Origin of the sequence: Oleiharenicola sp. Vm1 (assembly GCF_047777955.1) — a bacterium.
Lineage (GTDB): Bacteria > Verrucomicrobiota > Verrucomicrobiia > Opitutales > Opitutaceae > Didemnitutus.
The window spans coordinates 113,642-133,198 of sequence record NZ_CP180537.1 but is presented as its reverse complement, the minus strand read 5'-3'; the positions used below and the strand labels follow the sequence as shown (position 1 = coordinate 133,198).

General features: G+C 60.8%; 10 protein-coding genes. 2 read left to right on the top strand and 8 right to left on the bottom strand.

Translation table 11 applies throughout. The features are described 5' to 3' along the window. Positions 1 to 578: 578 nt before the first annotated feature. Genes ACMYLB_RS01355 through ACMYLB_RS01345 form a run of 3 tightly spaced genes read right to left on the bottom strand, consistent with a single transcriptional unit; the run spans position 579 to position 8,070 of the window. Positions 579 to 818, bottom strand: a complete 240-nt coding sequence (locus ACMYLB_RS01355) for a hypothetical protein (protein ID WP_415909197.1) — start codon at positions 816 to 818, stop codon at positions 579 to 581. Then, positions 815 to 7,033 (bottom strand): RHS repeat-associated core domain-containing protein, encoded by a 6,219-nt coding sequence (locus tag ACMYLB_RS01350; RefSeq protein WP_415909196.1) that lies wholly within the window; start codon positions 7,031 to 7,033, stop codon positions 815 to 817. Before ACMYLB_RS01350 ends, ACMYLB_RS01355 begins: the two co-directional genes overlap by 4 nt. 8 nt (positions 7,034 to 7,041) lie before the next feature. Continuing rightward, a complete protein-coding gene (locus ACMYLB_RS01345; RefSeq protein ID WP_415909195.1) occupies positions 7,042 to 8,070 on the bottom strand; it encodes a hypothetical protein in 1,029 nt (342 codons plus the stop codon). Between the two features lie 185 nt (positions 8,071 to 8,255). Here ACMYLB_RS01345 and ACMYLB_RS01340 point away from each other — a divergent pair, with 185 nt between their 5' ends. Both ACMYLB_RS01340 and ACMYLB_RS01335 read left to right on the top strand, forming a co-directional pair. Next, a complete protein-coding gene (locus ACMYLB_RS01340; RefSeq protein WP_415909194.1) occupies positions 8,256 to 8,963 on the top strand; it encodes a response regulator transcription factor in 708 nt (235 codons plus the stop codon). Between the two features lie 75 nt (positions 8,964 to 9,038). After that, positions 9,039 to 9,440 carry a hypothetical protein gene (locus tag ACMYLB_RS01335; RefSeq protein WP_415909193.1) on the top strand — a complete coding sequence of 134 codons (402 nt, stop codon included), beginning with the start codon at positions 9,039 to 9,041 and terminating at the stop codon, positions 9,438 to 9,440. Positions 9,441 to 9,731: 291 nt separating this feature from the next. Here the strand turns inward: ACMYLB_RS01335 and ACMYLB_RS01330 are convergent, their stop codons facing one another. From ACMYLB_RS01330 to ACMYLB_RS01310, 5 genes are read right to left on the bottom strand one after another with little or no spacing between them, the layout of a single operon-like run. Continuing rightward, on the bottom strand, positions 9,732 to 10,871 hold the full coding sequence (locus tag ACMYLB_RS01330; RefSeq protein ID WP_415909192.1) for a cysteine desulfurase family protein: 1,140 nt from the start codon (positions 10,869 to 10,871) through the stop codon (positions 9,732 to 9,734). An 8-nt stretch (positions 10,872 to 10,879) separates the two neighbouring features. Then, the gene (locus ACMYLB_RS01325; RefSeq protein WP_415909191.1) at positions 10,880 to 12,010 is read right to left on the bottom strand and encodes an FtsK/SpoIIIE domain-containing protein; all 1,131 of its coding nucleotides are present in this window, start codon (positions 12,008 to 12,010) and stop codon (positions 10,880 to 10,882) included. A 32-nt stretch (positions 12,011 to 12,042) separates the two neighbouring features. Continuing rightward, complete coding sequence (locus ACMYLB_RS01320; RefSeq protein WP_415909190.1) at positions 12,043 to 16,146, bottom strand: hypothetical protein; 4,104 nt, start codon at positions 16,144 to 16,146, stop codon at positions 12,043 to 12,045. Continuing rightward, positions 16,136 to 17,701, bottom strand: coding sequence for a hypothetical protein (locus ACMYLB_RS01315; RefSeq protein ID WP_415909189.1), 1,566 nt, complete (start codon positions 17,699 to 17,701; stop codon positions 16,136 to 16,138). Before ACMYLB_RS01315 ends, ACMYLB_RS01320 begins: the two co-directional genes overlap by 11 nt. 2 nt (positions 17,702 to 17,703) lie before the next feature. Then, entirely contained in the window at positions 17,704 to 19,554 is a 1,851-nt protein-coding gene (locus ACMYLB_RS01310; protein ID WP_415909188.1) for a hypothetical protein, read from the bottom strand. Positions 19,555 to 19,557: the final 3 nt, after the last annotated feature.

The following is a 19,557-nucleotide window of genomic DNA, read 5'->3' as shown; positions in this document are numbered from 1 at the left end:
CTGGAATTTCAGGATGTCGTTGTGCGAATGCGCTAGAAACACTTGGTTACGACAGCGACGAGGAACAGCTCTACCTGCCCGTCAAGCAGTCGTCGCTACTCAATTGGATTGAGAATTCGATTCCGGGTTTTCAGCCTGAAGCTCGTTTTGGTAAAGTTACGCCGCGGAGAGCCCGGATGGACACCACATCATGTCGTTTTCCTCGTGGTTTTTCTCTGGGGGCATGCCATTGCGGACGCCACGTCGTGGCGCGGTTTTCAAAAGGCCGGGACGCCGTATCGTGCTTTTCGCCGCCACCACGGTCGAGGATGATCTGAAAAACACGACATCACTTCTTGCCTGCTGCGCCGAGACCACATGTCGGCCGTCCATTCTCAGGACACAAGGAAGCGTTTCCCAACTACCCCGGCAGCACCTTTGGGCGCGTGCACCGGTAGGCGGAGTTTCAACGGTTAATCACGTCGTAACACGCCTGCCCGTTACTCCACTCGGAATAGTCGCAGCATGGCCCACAAAGCCGCGGTGCAAGATTATTTTCCAAGAGTCAACCTGACGTCTCTGACATTCCGCCGCGAAATCTATTTAAGATATAACATAGAAAGAATAATCAATACTCCGGAGCAAACGGCACCCAATATCCCTTCGCCGATTATTTGGGCTCCCGATTGCTGTCCCGAAGATCGCTCACGAATAAGAAGCTCCGTAAAAGAAAATCGTCCTATTGGCCGTTTCAGACCTCGGAATATCACAAACAAAGAGGCCACAGCGCCCAAAACGCCAAAGCCGATAAAAATTTCTTTCATGAGAATATTATTCATTTTCGTGGCGTGAAATCGAGCTTGAACTCCACGGCTCCTGAACCCGGTGTCTGAGGCGTGTCGGTGTTCGTCTTCACGACTGGAATCTTTTCCTCCTTTTGATTCTGCATGGCGGTAGTGGCGACATTCCCCGCCGCGTCGGCGACAATGCCCACCTTTTCGCGCAAATTGAGAATGGCCCGTCCTTCTCCGACTGCCTTTCCAATCGGATCTTTTGCGGTGTTCAGAAACCCGGCCGCCTTACCCAAAATTGCGGCAGTTCCACCACTAGCTGTGCCCAATGCTCCCGACACCAACGCTGCTTTAGTGTCGATTTTTTCCTTCCCCGAAAGAGCATCGTTGGTCACAGAATTCGCAGCTGCTGCCGCGCCGCCCAAGAGGGCTGCGCCAGCCACGGTGGGAGCAACTGTAGCAAGCGCTCCGTATGCAGCACCAGTAGCTATTGATGCGGCATACTCCAATTTCCCCATCTTCCCCGATTTGAAGGCATCATAATTTTGGTAGGCATTGATGGCCGCGCCGATGGTCGCGCCGATGGCTTGAGCAATGAATTTTCCTTCTGGATCATTTTTATTCAGGGGGTCGTTTCCACAATAGCGGTATAAATTCACGTCGCCGGCATCGAAGCGCACGGGGTCGGTCTGGAGGAAACGCCCGAGCGTCGGCTGATACCATCGGGCCTTGTAGTTGGAGAGCTGGAGGTCGTCGCGCCATTCCTGGCCGGTGAAGAGCCAGGGGTTGCCGATGACGGTCGCAGCGCGACCATACCAGTTGGCATCGTAAATGGCGGGGGCGCCGAACGGATCGTAGAGGTAGCGCTCGAGCACTAGGCCAGCGGCGCTGGTGACGGCGTAGACGCTGTTGATCTGGTCTTGGTGATAATACTGCCAGGCGCCGCCGGTCTGCCGTGCGATGACCTCGTCGGGCGTCGGGCCCCAGACGGTCCAATCGGTGATGTTACCAACGCTATCAAAGCGCAGGAAGCACTGCGCGCCATCGTAGTAGCGGTATTCGGAGGTGCCGTTTTTCGTGACCTTCACCAAGCGGCCGTCGGGATCGTAGGCGAACGAAAGCGTGAGGCCGGTAGCGGAGGCGGTGATGAGCCGGTTATCGGCGTCGTAGGTGAAGGACTGGCCACCCCAAGTCGTCACGTTACCGCGCCCGTCGTTGTGCGCGATGGCGCCACCACTCGGACCGGTGATCGTCGTGTATTGGTTCAGCGCGTTGGCGGCGGCGTAGGTCGTCGTGGTGCCGTTCTCGTTCCAACTCGTGCGATTGCCCGCGGCGTCGTAGTCGAAGGTGTCGGTGAACGCCGCGGGGTTGTTGAAGTTCAGGTCGGGACGCGAGACAGAGTGGCGGTAGACGTTGAGCTGGCTGTCGTCGAACCACGTGTAAGTGTCGCCGAGATTCTGGTCGCGCACCGTCCACTTGCGGCGATCGCGCGCGTCGTGGCCAAAGTCCTGCCGGAGCACATTGGCGGCGTGGAGGTAATTTAGGCGGCCCGCGCCATCGTATTTGTATTCCGTCGTGACCGTGCCGGCCGTGCGGTGTCGGCGCTGGCCGGCGAGGTTATAGTCGTAGTTTGCGAACAACGTGCCGGTCGTCGCATCGCCGAGGCGCACATTTTGCAGCTCGCCGCGACCGTTGTATTGGTAGCCAAGTTGCTGGCCCGTCCCAGCGATGAAACTGTTGCGCCGGCCGTCGTCATCGTAGCCAAGGGTCAGAATCACCGTGCCGCGCCCGGTTACGTTCTGGCTCTGGGTTTGCAGCCTTCCGTCGTCGTCGTAGGTATTCGTGAGCGCGGCCGCGGAATTGCTGCGATGCCAGACGAGCCCGTCGGCGTAGTAGTCGGTCGAAACGGCCGGGGTGACGCCGTCATTCCAAGTCCGCGAAGTCTCACGGTTGCGGTTATTGTGGGCGAACGTCTGCACGTTGCCCGAGCGATTCGTGTAGTGCCACACGTTGCCGGCGTCGTCGTAGTCCCACTGCTCCTGGGTCGTGGGTGAGCCGGGATAGACACGAGAGGCGATGCGTCCGACCGCATCGTAGGTATGGGTGTAGGCGTTCGATCGTTGGTCGGTGATCGTGTTGAGCAATCCGGACAGATGATAGGCGTAGCCGGTGGTGTGGCTGCGCTCGTCGGTGGCCGACTCGAGCTGGTTCATCGCGTTGTAGGTTTTCGTGACGAACGTGTTGTCCGGATAGGTGATCTTCGTGACGTTGCTGGCGGCATCGAGCAGCCACTTCGTGGTGCGGCTGAGCGGCGCCTGTTCCTCGCGTTTGCGATTGCGCGCATCGTAGACGTAGGTCGTGGCGCGTGTGGTCATCGAGCCCGAGACCACTTCGACCTGCTCGGTGCGGGTCTCGAGATTGCCGACGGCATCGTAGGTCATGCTGACCTTGGCTTCGTCCGCCGTGCCTTCGGCGCGGACTTCCTCGGTGACGTGGTAGTCGTCGTCGTATTTGAAGGCGTTCTTGCGCGCCGTCGGGAACGTGGTGCGACGGATCGCAGACGAGACGTGGGAATAGGGCGACTTCGTGGCGTCGCGGCTTGGCGTGTAGTCGTAGGTGGTGGGCGGCTTGTTGAGTGGATCGGTGACCGTGAGTAGGCGGTTGTAGTTGTCGTAGGTGTTGGTCGTGGTCTTGCCGCGCTCGTTGGTAACGGTGAGCCGGTTGCCCCAGTTGTCGTAGGTGTAGGAGCGGGTCGAGGTGTCGACGAAGGTCTCGGTCTGCAATCGTCCGCTCGAAAAATACGCGTAAGTGGTGGGGTAGTTCCGCGGATCCGTCGAAGTATAGAGGAGGCCGGTCTGGGGACCGGTCGAGTAGTAGCTGTAGCTGAAGTGAGGTTTGGACTGCGTTGCGGGACCATTACCATCGACCGCCGGACCGGAATCGCTGGCCGGCCAGTAGGTGGTGGGAAGCTTGGTGGTCGCGTCGTAAACCCAGTATTCGGAGCGGGTGACGCCGGCGTTGCGGCGCAGCTTGTGTTCCTTCACCTGATTCAGGCTGTTGAAGACGAATTCCTCGGAACTGTTGTCGGCGTAGCGAATGCGCCAGATGCGGTTCTGGCTGTCGCGGTCGTAGTAGGTCCAATTGCCGCGCTCGTCGCGCTCGCCGGTGAGAAACCGTCCGGTCCACGAATACTGGCGGTAGTCGCGGGTCGACTGGCCGGCTTCCGTGAGCGGATAAGTGATCTTGGAAATCTGCCCCCATCCGGTGGCCTCGATGTTCGTGATGTTGTTGCGTGCGTCTTTGATTTCGGTCGGGACGTTGCTATACCACGTGGTGAAGTAGGTGCGGTTGCCGCGGTAGTCGGTGGCCGAGGACATCTTGCCGCCGCCGGATCCGAAGGTGAAATTGCGCGTCGCGCCATCACCGCGTATCTCGGTGACGTCGATTGCCGGGCCCGTGGCCACTGTGCCCACGCCGTCGATCGTCTGCTGGCGGGCGTTAACCGTGCGGGTGGAAACCAGCACTCCGGCGTCTGCCGCGTCGCCCGCCACAAAGGTGCGCTCGCGGATGACTTCCCAAACGATTGGCTCTTCCGGATGCAGGAGAAGATTCCCCGTAGCGCCAAAGCCGTAGCGCTTGAGAACGTATTCGACGTTTCGCATCGGTGAGGTCTGCCGCACATCGGAGAAGCGCACCCACATTGTATCGGTATCGATGTTTCCAGCGCTATAAGCCGCAGAAGTTCCGTCCCAGTAACTGAGCGCGGTCGCCCCACTCCATTGGATCCATTTGTTGTCGCTGCTTTCGACGCGCGTGATGCTGGCCTCGCTTGCCCCGGTGAAGCGAAGGTATCGACCCGAAGCGTCGGTGACTTGGTAGGGCAGCAGGGTCGTCGTGTTGCCGTTGTAGTTGAAGGTGGTGACGAGCCCGAACGGGTCCACGAGGTAGGAGGCGCGGAACTTGCGCACCTGGCCGGAATCGACGCATTTTTCCATCATCAGCGTTCCGCCGTCCGGGAAGTGCAGCGCGATCGCATTGACGCGTTTGGTCGCCGGATCGCGCACGATCGCGACACGAGTGCCGTCGAAGGTCTGGCAGAACTCCGTCGGCCAGCCGGCCTCGTTGGCATCGAAGTGCAGGAACTGGCCTTCCGGCGTGCGCACGTTGATGAACTGCTGCGAGCTGCCGGCGAGGCTCTGGTTCTGGATAAAGTAATTATCGACGAGTTCCTCCGCCGTCCAAACGAAGCTGTAGTTCCAACCCGACGTTGTCGTGTAGGTGCGGGTCATTTCGAGCGGATAGGCTCCGACCGAGCCCGTTACCTGGAAGTCGCGGATCACACGATGGACGCTGCCGGTGGCGATGTCGTAACCGCTGCCGCCAACTATCGTGGATACGATACCTGGAGCGACCGGCGAACGGTTGGCCGCGCTCGGCGACGAAGCGTTGCCGCCGCCTTCGAGGGTGGCGATCGGCAGCCAGGCGACGTTGCTCGTTACCGGCGTGCCATTGTTCGTGACGGTGACGCTGTAGCCCGCCGAGTCAGACATCTGCACGTTGGACAGAATCAGCGTGGCATTCGTCGCTCCGGGAATAGGCGTGCCGTTCTTGAGCCACTGATAGGACAAGGTCCCTCCGCCACTTGCCGTGACACTGAACGTAACGGTGGATCCGGTGGTAGCAGTCTGGCTTTGCGGGTGCTGCGAAATGCCGGCCGGCGGCGCGGCAGCCACGCTGATGCTGGCGGTCGCGGTAGCCGACTGGGCATAGCCAGGGCTCGCCTGGCGGTAGACCGTCACGGTGCGGGAGCCGACGTTATTGAACGTCACCGTTTGCGACGCGCCGGTGCCCGTGGCGTCGCCGCCCCAGACGAACGCGCCAGTGCCGGCGCCCCCCGAGGCGCTGAAGGCGACGCTTTGCCCGACAGTCACGGAAGCCGAACTCGGCGAGATGCTGACGGTAGATTGAGAGGCGTTTACCGTGATGGTCGCGGTACCGGTGTTCGATGGCAAATAGGTGCTGTCGCCCGCGCGGTAAACCGTGACCGTGCGCGTTCCAGCCGTGTTGAAGGTCACGCTGGTCGAAGCACCGGTGCCGCTCGCGTCGCCACCCCACGTATAGGCACCATTGCCGTTACCGCCGGAGGCGTTAAACGTGATGCTTTGGCCGGCATTGATGGTCTGCGACGAAGGCGAGATCGACACACTGCTTTGCGGCAGAGCGAGCACGGTGATCGTTCGAGTCACCGATTGAGTGCTCAATCCAGCGCTGTTGGCCGCATAGGACCGCACATACCACGTGCCTACTTCATTGAACGTGAAGCCGGGGGACCGGGTCGACGTAGTGGGGGCATCAGGCCCGACGGGACCGCCCATGTAAGGCTCACCATAGGCGAACCCACCATACCAATTCCACGTGCCATCGGGTTTCTGAATATCGATATTGTGCGTGGTCAACGGACGTGAAAAGTCTTCCGCGTAGGATTGCAGCGTCACGTTGGTGCCGACGGAGATTGTGATATCGCTCGCCGGCTGGTTGAGCGAAACGCTCGGCGCTTGGGCGGGTGCCGCGTCCTGAATGACGTTGATGCGAAAACCGTTCCCCCAAGAGCCCGAATCCACGTAATCGGGGGAGATCGTAGTGTCGGTTGCATCGGCCCAAAAATACCAGTTGCCGCTCTGATTCAGGTTCACGGTCCAGACGACCTCGCCTGAAGACCCACTTTGGGAGACGAAGCTGCCGCCGTTGTTGTTGAGATTTCCGTCCGGGCTCCAGACCTGCGGACGGATGCCGGAGAGGTTACCGTCCCCGTCGGTCGCGTGATAACGCACGGTGACATTGATGCCTCCGCCGTAGGGCCGTAGCGCCGTGCCGCCGTTCAAATATCCGTCTACCGTGACCGTCGCGATTGGGTTCTGATTCGACTGCCCGGCGTTGATGGTGACGTAGGCCCAATCGTAGTCGTCATTGCCCCATTCCCAGTCCCAACCGTCGGCCATGAAGGTAACCGTCTGCGGTCCAGAATCGGCCGTCCATCCCCCGGTTGAAGCGCCCGGATACCCACCCGCGGAATTGAAGTAGTTGCCGTTCTTGTAGATGGTGATGTCGGCGCCGTTGTCGCCGTAGGCTTCGGCGGCCACGTAGTAACTCTCGCCTGCATTGGCAGAGCTGGGCACCGACGTGAAATAGGCGTCAACCGCGCGAGCGGACAGCAGCGTGGCGACGAAGAAGATTAACCCGAGGGTGAGACGAAGAGATTTCATGGCGCGCTTCAGTTGAGTTTTGCGAGTGCGGCGGCCCGGTCCTTTTCCCGCGATAAATCGAGCACGACCCCGTTCTTGGTGACAGCGATCAGCAGTTCCTCCTCGGCCCATCCGAGCTTACGCACCGCCGGGCTATCGAAACCACGCGCCGCATAGAGCTGCTCTCCCGGCAGCGAATTTTCGGCTGCACTTCTCGTCGCGGCAGCCGCGTCGATGCTGAGGTTGATTCCGAAAACGAGCGCATCCTTGGGAGCCGTCCCGTTCAACGCCTTCGCCAGCTCGATGCTCCGCGAATCTTCAGGTCGCCAAGTATAGAACAGCGCCACCTTCCCCTTTACCTTGGCGGCGAGCGGAGCCGCGCCGGGAACTCCATCCAACGCGACGGCGAATTGCTGCTCCGCGGCGAGCCGCGCCTGCAACGCCTGCGCTGCTTGTTTGGCGCGGGGCGACGCGGGGCTGACCGCGATTTCCCGCGCCAGCTCCAACGCGCGCGCGCGGGCGCTGAGCTGAGCCACCGCCAGCAATTCATCATAAACCTGCGCTTGGTCCGGGAATTCGCGGATCAGGCGCCGCGCCATGGCCTCGCGCTCGCGCAGCCAATCGGCCTTGCCGGAAAACTTCATGACCTTGCGTCGATTCAACTCGACCAAGCGAGCGATCTCGATGCGCGCATTCGGAGGCTGCTTTTCGTCCGCGCGCACCGCGCGGCCCAGCGCCAGCACGTCGGCTGACGCCGGTTCGCTCGACAACAAGGCGGCTGCCAACCGCGCGCGGGCCTCCTTGTATTTGAGTTGAGCGGCATCGCCACGCTCCGGATTGGCGCGCTGAAGAGACGCGGCAATATCGGCGTCCGACAACAAATCGGCTCGGGATTTTTCCTTACGCGCCTTTTGGACGGCGCGAGCGTTGGTGGGTGAGACCACGGCCCCAGGTCGTTCGCCGGTGTCGGCTGCAAGGCCGAGCGAAGAGCTGAGCATCGAAAACGCGATGACGGTTGGGACTGCTACTCGCAGAAGCCGCACGATGAAGAAGCGCATGGGGGAAACCTCTGATTAGAAATGAGGGCGTGCCGCAACGGACCGCCGCGCGCCGTTTTTTTCGGTGCTTTAACGAGGATTCAACGGCGGCCTCTTGCCGAGATCGCAGATTTCGCTTTTTGTGGAAGTCGGCGCCGTTGCACGACCCCGGGCTACACTGCAGGAGCGTCACGAAATTCGATCGAGTGACTTTCTGCCCGGGAGTTCAGGTTTCATCGTCGCCGTGCTTCGCCGCCCAAGCTGGCAAGCCGCTGCGCTTTGCTGCCCGAATCGCGATCGTCCATCCCAACCGGCTCCTCGCGGAATTGTTGGCGCAATGTTGCGAGCGCTGTTGGCAATGCGACGTCGTGCTCTGCACTATCGACCGCGACGCAGTTCCTGCGCTGCTACTACAGCGCGAATCTGACGTGACGATTGTCGGCGCCGCTCCAGGGAGCTTCTCATGTGTCGACTTGCTCCCAGCGTTGGCCCGCGCGCAGCCGGCGGCACGCGTTATCGTGTGTGTTTCGAAGTTAACCGAATATACCGCTTACAAGCTCGCCCAACTCGCACCCCAAGCCGTCATTGAAGAAGAAAGCGGCGCCATTGAGGAACTCGGCCGCGCGATTGCAGCAGTGCGCGATGGCCAGCGCTACCGCAGTCCAGCTTTCACTCGCATGATCGACCAACGTGTCCGCAATCAAACTTCCTTCGATAAGGTCCTCACTCCGCGACAGGAAGAAGTTCTTCGTCATATCGCAGTGTCGCTCACCGATGCGGAAGTGGCGGCCAGGCTGCATCTCACGATCATCACGGCGAAAAAACACCGCTCTGATATCATGCGGAAACTCGGACTCCATAGCTCGGCGCAGTTGGTCCGCTTCGCGCAACAAGCAGGCTTCGCCAGTCTGTAAACTTTGCCGCTGCAGGTTCCCAGAGCCGAACCTTAGTAGGCAAAGGGGAAAGAAATTCCCGGCGCACGGCGCTACATGATTCCCCTCATCGATATCGGTATGGATGTTCTCGTGCTTGATGGCGCCGCTCCCGAGATTTCCGGACAGGTGATTCTCTCCATGCCCGGGGAACCATGCATGACGTGCATGGGGTTTCTCGATGATGCTTCGCTGGCGCGCGAGGCAGCGCGGTATGGCGATGCTGGCATCAATCCGCAGGTCGTATGGTCCAATGGGGTGTTGGCATCAACAGCAGTCGGTCTCGCGGTGGACCTCATCACCGATTGGAGCAAGGCGCTGCGCAAGCGCGCTTATCTCTGCTACCGCGGTAGCACCGGCACTCTCAGTCCACATGTGCGGTTGGGATACCTCCCGCCAGGCTCGTGCCCGCACTATCCCGCTGACGTAGTCGGCGACCCCAGACTACGTCAGCTATAGACGTCGTCCGTCCGGGTGAAGGTCACGTTGTAGAACTTCTTCTGGTCGGCCTCGTGCTCCCGCACGCCAAGTTTTATCCGACCAAGGAGGAATGTTTTCACAGACAGCTTGGCGCCGGTGGTGGCCGATCAAATTGGCATGACATACGTCGTTGGCGGCTCAATTTGGCGAAAGCTTCACGCAAAATCGCGTATGTCCGGCAGCCTCGTGCCATTCATTCTGGCACGAGGCCTTCAGACTTTCTGGCAAAAACCAGCCTTGATGATTTGCCCGACCCCCGCCGCAACGGTCTTATGCCCTCCACAGATCGTTGAACACAGTCGCGAGCAGCCGAAGCAATTCCGCTTCCTCGGTCGGCGTCGAATCGACTCCCAGTGAAATTCGAATGCAGCCCTCCGCCTGCTCGTGGCTGAGTCCCATCGCCAGCGCGACGTGTGATGGTTTGCTCGCCCCGTGCGCACAGGCAGAGCCCGTTGAAATTGCGATCCCCTCGGCGGCCAGGCGATCAACCACTTCGCTGCCTCTCACGCCGGGCAGTGCCACCGCCAGCGTAGTGGGCACCCGCGGTGCGCCCGCTCCTAGCACGAATGCGCCGGGCCAATAGGCCAGGACCCGAGCTTCAATCGAGTTGCGCAACTGCTCAACCGGGCTGTAGCGCTCGGGCGAGAGCGCTTCCAAGGCCGTAACTATGCCGATCAGACCCGCGGGATTTTCTGTTCCGGGCCGGAGGCCACCCTGCTGACCGCCCCCAAAAAATAACGGCGCGACGGTTCCGGCATCGCGCACGAAAAGCGCGCCCACGCCCTTCGGGCCATGAAATTTGTGGGCGGAAAGCGAGAGGAGATCCACGGCCGCGAGGTCGCCATCAAGTGAGAACTCCACCTTCCCGACGGCTTGCGTGGCGTCGGTATGGACCAGCACGTCCGAATCGTGGCGTTTCACCTCGTCAGCGATCTTCCCCACCGGTTGCAACACCCCCGTTTCGTTGTTCGCGAGCATCACCGAAACCAACAGCGTGTCGCAGGATAACGCTGCCGTCACAGCTGTAGGATCGATCACGCCTAACCGCGACACCGGCAGCCACGTGATGCGATAGCCGAGGGACTCTAGGTAGCGGGCCGGCTCGAGAACTGACGGGTGTTCGATGGAGGACACGATCAGGTGCCGACGTTGCGGTCGCGCGCGCGCGGCACCCAGCAGCGCGAGGTTATTCGCCTCGGTCGCACCGGAGGTGGTGATCACCTGCGAAGGTTCGGCAGCGCCGAGTCGGCGGGCCAATCGGGCTTTCGCAGACGAAACCGCGCGCGCGACCCCGGCGAATTCTCCGCCGGCGGATGCGGGGTTCGCGAACTGGTCGCTCCAATACGGCCGCATGGCTTCCACGACGGAATCGAGGACGCGCGTCGTGGCGTTGTTGTCCAAGTAGATCATCGCTCCGGTCAGCGAGGGTACTTCTGGTTGATGCGCGCGACGACCTGCTCGACGGTCGGCCCATCCACATAGGGCACTTGGGCGTAAACGAGTTCCGGGCTGGAACCGGTCAGGGCGAGCAGATGCCCCCGGCTGAGAAGCTTCTCTGCGCCGGCATTTTTGATCCCCACGGAGATTTCGGATGTGCCCGCTGAATCAACTTTCAAAATCAAACGGTTCCCCAAATTGGAACGCAGGATCATTGGGAAGATCGTGTTATCTGGTCTTTGGGCAGCAAAAATAAGATAGATACCGGCGGCTCGGGCCATCTGGCCGAGCCGATTCACAAGCGCCGTGACTTTATCACTGTAATCCTTGTTCTGCGTCCAGTCGCCGAATTCATCATGAATGACCCAAAGGCGCGGGAGGCCCTCCTTTCCTTTTCGGAGGTAGTCGTCGATGTTTTGCACGCGGCTTTCGCGGAAAAGTCGCAGCCGCCGTTCCATTTCCGCCACCAGTTCAGAAAGTGAATGGAGGGCATCATCCGGAGAGGTGATGATCTCGTTGGTAAGATGCGGGAGCTTTTCGAAGCCCATGTAGTCGAGCCCTTGCTTGGGATCGATGATGACCACCTCCGCTTCTTCGGGCGAATTCGTGGAGGCGATTCCGAGGATGATGGTTTGAATCAGGACCGACTTGCCGCTGCCTGTGGCTCCCGCGACCAACGTGTGGGGCTGCGGATAGGGTGAAAGGTACAGCGGGCTATTGTCGTTCTCCTGGATCGCGATCAGGATCTCGGTATTTGGGCCGGCCTTTGGGTGCCAATTTTTCCAGGCGTCCGGCAGGGTCAACGTCAGTCGGTTCGGGCGGGCGACCATCACGATCACGACACCCAAACCGGGACGAACGCTGATGATATCCAGACCATCGGTGGTGCGCAGTTCGCCGAGCTTTGCTTCCAGCAATCCAACCGTAAGCCGATCCGAACCTCTAAAATGGAGGAGCAGCGCATTCGGCGTTCCCTTCGCCTGGACGATCTCGGCGGAGAGTTCGCGCTTCAGAAATGCGTGCCGAATTTTGCGGGTGGTGTCTTCAATCCAAGCCTCTTCGGCCGCTTGATCGGGTCGCGAACTCGCCGGCAAATCTGGGAGTAGATTCATCGGGCTACCGGTGCTCTTCTCGGAGGGTGATGTCAACGGAGCGACGGTGACCGGAGTACTCGCCGGGGCGGGTGCGGGGGGGGGCGGCTCCACAGGCGTCGCGGCCACGGGAGGTTCTTCTGGTCCGTCCAGGCTCGGGGGGCCGGCAACGCGCGGTAGGCGTGTCGCGATGGCGGAAGGCCGGAAAGCGCCAAGCGCAGTTTCGACACTTCCGAGATCCTTTTCTCATCGATCAAGCTCGCGATGATAGTCTGGACATTTCGGCGGCTGAACACCTCTTGTTCACCGTCCGAATCTTTGATGCCCGTGAATTTTGCGCCTTCGTCGTCCATTTCCAGCGGCGAGTGGATGAAAACGTGCGAGTGGCCGCGGACGTTCAGCTTGAATTGGCGATCCCGGATGGCCCGGCGCCAGCCGAGAATGTCGAGATTATGACCGCGATTCTGGATGCCTTCCAGCAGGAGATCGGAAAGACGGTCGAGCCACAGATCCTGATCAACGCAGGCGGGTTCATTGACCAGCGCGCGCGTGAAGAGGCTCAAGGAATCACGGAGCTGACGGCCGGATTCCTTCGCGGCGGCCGCCGCCTGTTCAAAGCGAACGAACTTGGCTTCAGTGACAATGACGTCGAGGCGCTTCCCTTCGGTCGTTTCATGGGGCACGAGCACGAGCAGGTCCGCCACCCTCTCTTCCGTCTGTCCGAGCCATTCGGCGTAGTCATCGAGCAGAAAACAGAACATCGGCTGGTCGGACGGAAATTCCGTACGGACCAGATGGCGACTCAAGACGAGGCCAATCAGTTCGTTGGCGTTCGCCCCGCGGCGCGCGGCGCGGAGGACGAGGTTACCGGAGATGTCGTTGGCTTCACTGATCATCCGGGTGACAAGACGGCCCCGGCCCGCTTCGTCCACCTCCGCCGAAACCAGCGCACCCAATTTTTGATGCAGGGTCGCGACGAGCAAGGTGTCCTTGCTCTTCGAGGAAATCACCAAATTACGCTGTCCGACCGAGGCCTGGCGGTATCGGATTACCATGACGTCGCGATGTCGGAGAATGCGGCGATCCAACAGCTCGTCGAAATTGACCACCCAATTGCCGAGAGCGTGGGTGTCCTGGAAAATCTGGGTCGTTTCGAGTTTGTCGAAATTCAAGCGGCGCGCCGGCACGAGGCAATCGTGCGCCTCCCATACGCGACCGGCGTAGTCGGGCTTGGCGATGAGTCCGAGTGAATGAAGGTACTGCCAGCCGGCTTGGGTTTGCGCCGGACAGGTGAGATACACCACGGAGCTGTTGTCGCCGGCGATCAATTGCCGCTTCCGGCCCCAACGATGCAGGATGAGATTGGCGGCGTAAGCCGTGGCGCTGCGGCTCGCTGGCTCGGACGTGGGATCAGCGTGCCGGGAAATCACATCCTGACAAAACACGATGTCCGCCGCCTTCTCCTCCGAAGTCGAGGCGGGGACGCCGTGATCCACCGAAATGTTGATGCGCACCCGGGACATGAAATCCTTCGAGGCTTCGCTGACGTAGAAGGCGTCGTCGTCTGAATCTTGCGCGGCGATGCTTTCGTACAGCCCGGCGAGGATGCGTCGATCCTGATGGGTCAGAATGATCTGGCAGGTGGTGTCGCTAGGGCCCTCATCGTCGGTTGCACTGATCGATTCGACCACGGCCTGCGGCAGCGACTTCGAATCGCAATTGTAGAGAACGATCGAGAGGTTGTCCCGCTCGTGCGGCTGCAGGGCGAGGTACGATTTGACGATATCGCTGATCTGCGCGGCGGTGCGTGCCGGATTTTCATTGGTGGTCGCAAGCGATTGCGGCGACGCGGTCGGTGGCTCGAGCAGACTGTAGTCGGCTAATTCGTCGCTTTGCGCCAGCGGCACGAAATCCTCCCCCCGCCACAGAAGCCCCACCTCGGGCAAACCCGCCGTCGCCAAATCCTGCTGCACATCCTTGAGGAAGAGGTCACCGGAGACGTCGCTGAACCCGAGCTGCTCGGTGAGAACCAGATGCCGGATCGTGCGAGCGAAGCGAAATTCACGTCCCATGAGCGATTGCATTCGCAACGGGTGCCAGGGACAGGCCAGTGCAATCGCCACGTTTTGTTCGGCATCTTGCACCGTGGCGAAACCGATGCGGATCAACGGTCGAAGCAGTTGGCTTCGCGGCGTCTCCGCTTTCACTTCATGGGCAATCATCGCCATCAGGCTAGTCCACCGCTCCGCTTGCAGGCCCAGCGCTTGATGCGCGAGTTCCGATTGGTGGAGCGCGCGCACGGCCTCCGTGTAGGCGGCGCTGAACTGGTCAAACAGACGGCTGAGATGCTGCACCGTTTCCGCGGTCAGGAAACCCTTGGCCTGGTTTGTCTCCAATGCGCTGCGCCAATCGTCCACTAAGCTGGGGGCGGATTTTTGCGCCGGAACCAACGCGCCGAGTTCGGTACGCTTCGGCGACTGTAACGACGAAACATCAGAGAGGGAAAACACATGCTGTCCTCCCCGCGCGTTCTTTGCGTTCAGTTCGACTAGCGAGCTGATCAAAGGTGCGATTTTGCGATACTCGGCGAACTTGGTCAGGCGCTCGAGGTCACCGGCAAACCCGTTGAGCAGAGACTTGGGCTGAAATTCCCAGACGAGCCGGATCTCGCTCGACGACTCGTCTTCTCGTTTGCTGGACACGAGTCGGACGCGAAACGTGAGCTGATCGGCTTTGCGACCGGACGGGGCCTTGGCCTTGCCTTTCGCCGCCGCGGCCATCGACGAGTATTGGAACACTTCGCAGCGCCGGAAGCGCACAGCGTCGGCCAGACTTTTCGTGAGGTGTTTGTACCTGGTCTCGAAATAACGGCACGCTTGCGGGTTCTTGCGAGTGAGCTTGAGTTTCTCTGACTCGATACCGATTACCTCCAGAACGACCGGCGCGGTCAGCGCGTCGCGTTCCTTCCGCAAGCGATGCGCGCACTCGAGCAAACCGATGTGAAAATCATCGCATTTGCACTCCCCGCCGTAGACGAATCGCTCCCACGCGGCCGACAGACCGGAATCTTCCTGAATCTCACGAATGCGTTTGTGATAAAATTCGGCGTCTTCTTCCGTCCGTTGCGCGTTCGCTCCGCGCACTTTCAGGTCGCGAACATACTCCCAGTCATCGGGGTCGAAGCGATCCGGATCAAGGAGTTTGAAGATCTCCTCGGTGCGTTCGCCCAGGGTCTGGGTCTTCGATTTGGGGCTGTCTTCGAAGAATTTCCTGACCTCCGACCAGTCGAGGCGCGCGAGCGCTTCCGACGCGGGCGTCCAGCCGTCGTCGCTGTCAATAAAGGCGCGCACCGCACCACGGACCGGCACCGTCAGCCGCGCTTCCGTTTCGGCATACATCGCTTCCAATGCTTGGCGGGTGAAGGGCGCTTGGTTCAGGCCACGTTTGGAAAGGTAGCTGCTATTCTTGAATTGCTTGAGGAACGCTCGCTGGAAATCGGACGGCCGCACGTGCTTGATCGTGGCGAAAGCGTCCTCGAGGCTGGGGACGCGTAGGCACCAGAGTGCGCGGCCTAGCGCGTTCTTCGCCGGTATGATCGTGGCCGCCGCGACCGTTTCGAGGAGGTAGTGGGCGCAGCCCCGGAGTGAAGCGCGGTCGGTACTCGCGAGGCCGGCGAAGGCTACTTCCAGGAGGCGAAGATTCTCATCGGGCAACGAGGCGCCCGTAAGTTTGACCGCTTCATCCACCCAAGCAGCGGCGAGATCCTTGCGGAGCAGGCTGTCACCGCTGATCTTGCTGACGTTGCCAACGGTCTGGGCCTGGCTTTCGTCAACTAGCGCCATCAAGCGCGCCGGCTTCGGGCACTTGAGATTGCGAAGGATGGAAACAGGATCATCGCTGAAGGCGTCGTCCGGCAATCCGCTGCGATCGGCGAAATGATGCCGAGGCAACGCGAGTTGCACCTTCTCGGCCAGCGGCGCGCACGCGAGGACCGCGCGGGCGATCGCGAGCATGTCGTCCGCGGTCAATTGGTGCATGACCAGTTTCGCGAAACCGGAGCCCGGCGACGCGCTCCCAATATCGAGTAGCATCGCGCGGCTCGCCACCTGACCGATGAGCTTGGGGACGAGGGGTAAGGTTGTTGGGTCAGGAGGCACGATGAGGGTTCTCCACGAAGGCGACGCCGTCGGATAGCCGATTCAGCATGCCCATGCTTTTCAGGCGCTCCTCAAGCCGGCGGGCGTTTTTCTCGAAGACGGTGCCTTCGAAATCCGCATCGCCGCGAACCAGGTTTGCTTCGCTAGGGCCGAAAATGAGGTGATAACGCGTGAAGAGCCGATGCAGAAACTCCCGGAGTTCCATCCGCCCGTCCACGGTGGCAAGGACGATGGTCTTGAGGAACAGGTCGGTGGGAGCGTAACGGTATTGGCGCGCGCCTCGCCGGGACACCAGACCGCAGGCGCGGCCGTACGCTCGGTGGAGCAGCGTCAGGTTATCTTCCGCTTTCGACTCGATGCTCGCCCAGATCGACGCGAGCAGATCCTCGAGCGTTCCGGCGACGGTGTGCTCCTCTTTCGGGAGCCGTAAACGACGATCGAGGAAATCCCGCGCCTCCCCAATCCGATCCTCTTCGGGCAACCCCTGTGTGCCCGTCCACATGGCTTGGAATTCCGCTCCCTTTACTAGGCGCTGCCAGGCTCCGGCGAGGGCCAACATGGTCGCGCCCTCGTTTTGTTGGAATGATTCGATCGAAAGCCGACGCGCGGGGGTGCGAGGACCAAGCACTTCGCAGACAAAGTGAACGCGCGGCCAGTTCGCCCAGGCTGCCGCCGTCTCCAGATGATAGAGGAGAACATGAAACGCAGCTAAGGTGACATAGTGCTGATAGGCGTCGTAGCCCGCGAGATTCAACTGGTGGATGTTCAGCCAATCCTCGGCGAAGCGATCATACGCCGGATGCAACTTATATGGGAGGTAGGACCCCGTCCGATCCTCTTGCGCCCACTGGTCCGCCCCGGGATCCTGCAACTTCGCTACCAGCCGCGAGACTTGGCGATCCGTGTTGAGGAAACCATCGACGACAGGCTTGAGCTTCGCGGCATGCTGCGAACGTGCCAGCATTTGATAGACGATGTCACCGGTGCGACCGAACCGGGTCGCATCCCGCACGAAATCCACGTCGAGATCCTCGTAGATCGCGGGTTCGCCGAAGGGGAAAATGAAGAACGAGGTCCAACGCCTTTCGCTCGCCGCCTCGGTCGCCGTGCCGGCGGGATAAACGGTGGTCTCGCGGAGCAGCTTGACCGCCGAAGCAAAGTCACGAAAGCGAGCAAACCGAGTCCGCAGAAACGATACATCGATCTGCTTGTCCTCGTCTTGTTGCTCCGAGAAATATTTGATCCAAGCATCCCAGAGTTCCGCGTCGGGTCGCGCCTTTGCCGCAAACCGCGCGATCTCCGCGTTGCGGTAAAGCAGGTGGCGTAGAAGGCGGCGCTGCCGGGCGGGAAAAGAATCAGGCGTGTGATGCGGGGTGGAACCGAAGGGCCGGCCCGCTTTCGCGCGACCCGCCGCGACAGTGAGAAATTCGAGGAAGATCAGCCAGGGCGTCTGGCGGTACCAAAGTCGATGTCCCCAGATGGATTCTTCGAGCCAGTGCTTCGAGGTGTAGCCCGCCGGCGCGGGCACGAGGTTGTCGGGGGCAAGCAAGGACACGGCTAGAGATTGATGGTTTGCTCCACCGGCTGGCCGGAGGGGCCCGCGGTGAGGTACTTGAATTGGCGAATGTCACGCTTCGCCATGGCCGCTTGCACCCGCCCGAGCAGCAGACCCTTGAAATTGATCACGTCCTCGTAGCATTCCCGGGAGAAGCTGTTGGGGAGCGCGCCTTCGGCGACACGAATCAAGAATTCGAAGCGCATCAGATCGAGGCGATAGGAAACGAAAGCACCGCCGAGAAGGTGCACCCGCAGCTCCGGCTGCTCGCGATCGTTTAGCACGATTTCCACCTTGTCGCCGGAGAGATCCTCGCTGATCGGAACCGCGTGCAACGCAAGCCGACTGATCCTGGCCGACGTGAAGTCGAGTCCGCTGGTGAGGAAGAGCTTGTTGCCCTCATCGAAGAGCATTCCGCTCCAGACGCGATTAAGGCCGCGAACCAACGTCTCCAGAGTCGCATCGTCGGGTGCCTGTCCGGCCCGTAAGGGGTCGAGGACTTTCGCGATAAACCGGCCGGCGTATTGGAAAACGGTCAGCCGCCAGGGATCGAAGGCGTTGGATTCGGCATCCGGAATGCGGAAGAACAGGCGACGGCGCTGCTGCGCAAGCTCGCCCATGAACTCCTCGCGTTTGCTGTCGTCAAAATCTTCCGCTTCCAGGTAATCGCGGCGGAGGGACTCGAAGACGGCGCTGACCCCGTCCCGGCCCGTGGGATCTACCACCAAGCGTTGGTAGGCGCTTACGAGCGCGGGCAGATCGCGGCCAAAGAGAATCAGCTCGTCGATCAGGTTCGAAGTTTCAAGGCCGACCCGGAAATAATTCAGGTAGCCGTAAACCTGGAAGTCCTGACGTCGTTCCTCTTTCAGGTTCTCGCCGAAAATATTGCGATAGATGCTCCCGCGCAGCGCCTCGCCGGGGGTGGCGAACTGCCGGATCTCGTCCACGGTCATCACCCGTTCGGCGGCGCGTGGATGCCCGAGCAGCGCGTTGACAAGGAGCGTGATGATTTCCCGGACCGAGATATGGAACCCGTTCACATCGCAGAGCTGGATCAGAGCGCGCAGCCGGCGGTGAAACTGCGGGTTGTGCAGGATCTCCCAGTTGCGACGCAGCGGTGAATCCGGGCCGAAAGCCGGGTCGGAGCTGGCGGTTTCGAAACAGGCCCATTCGGGACGCTCGAGGAGCGCCGCGCGAGCACGATCGAGAGTTTCGGCGCTACTGACACTGCTCAGGTCCAACAAGGCGACGGCGAGTTGCGACGACGTGCTGCGTTTTGCGGCCAGCATGTCCTCCACTTCTTTCACGATTTGGCCGACGGGTGAACTCGGCTGCTCGGCGAGCAAACCGCGCAGAGCCTGCAACAGTTTGCCGTCATTGGCGGCGACAACGAACACGGTGCTGTTTTGGCCGAGCAAGGCCGCGCTCCAGGCCTCCAGCAATGCGATCTGGTCCGACCGCCACGCCTTGCCTTTGTCGGGAATGCATTTGCTGAGGTCGAAAATGAAATGGAAATGACGGGGCTTCCCGTCCACCGGGGCCGTGAGTTCGCCGTGTTCCCGTCGTTCGACCAGGAAGACCTCATCGCCGCCGAGGGCGCGCCACTCTTCGTAGAGGATGCGGCTCTTCCCATCGCCGGCGGTGCCCGTGAGGATCAGATTACTCAGGCGGCCTTCGTTGGGCTCAAAATGCTGCCGCAGTTTGATCTTGGCCGGATGCTCGAAGTCGAGGCTCGTCACCTTGAGTTCGGCGGCGAACTCATCGATTTCCTCATGATACATGCTCGTCTGCCGAATCGTCGGGCCGTACTCGCGCAAAAAACGCAGGAATGATTCGGCAGCGGTTGTGTCCATGGC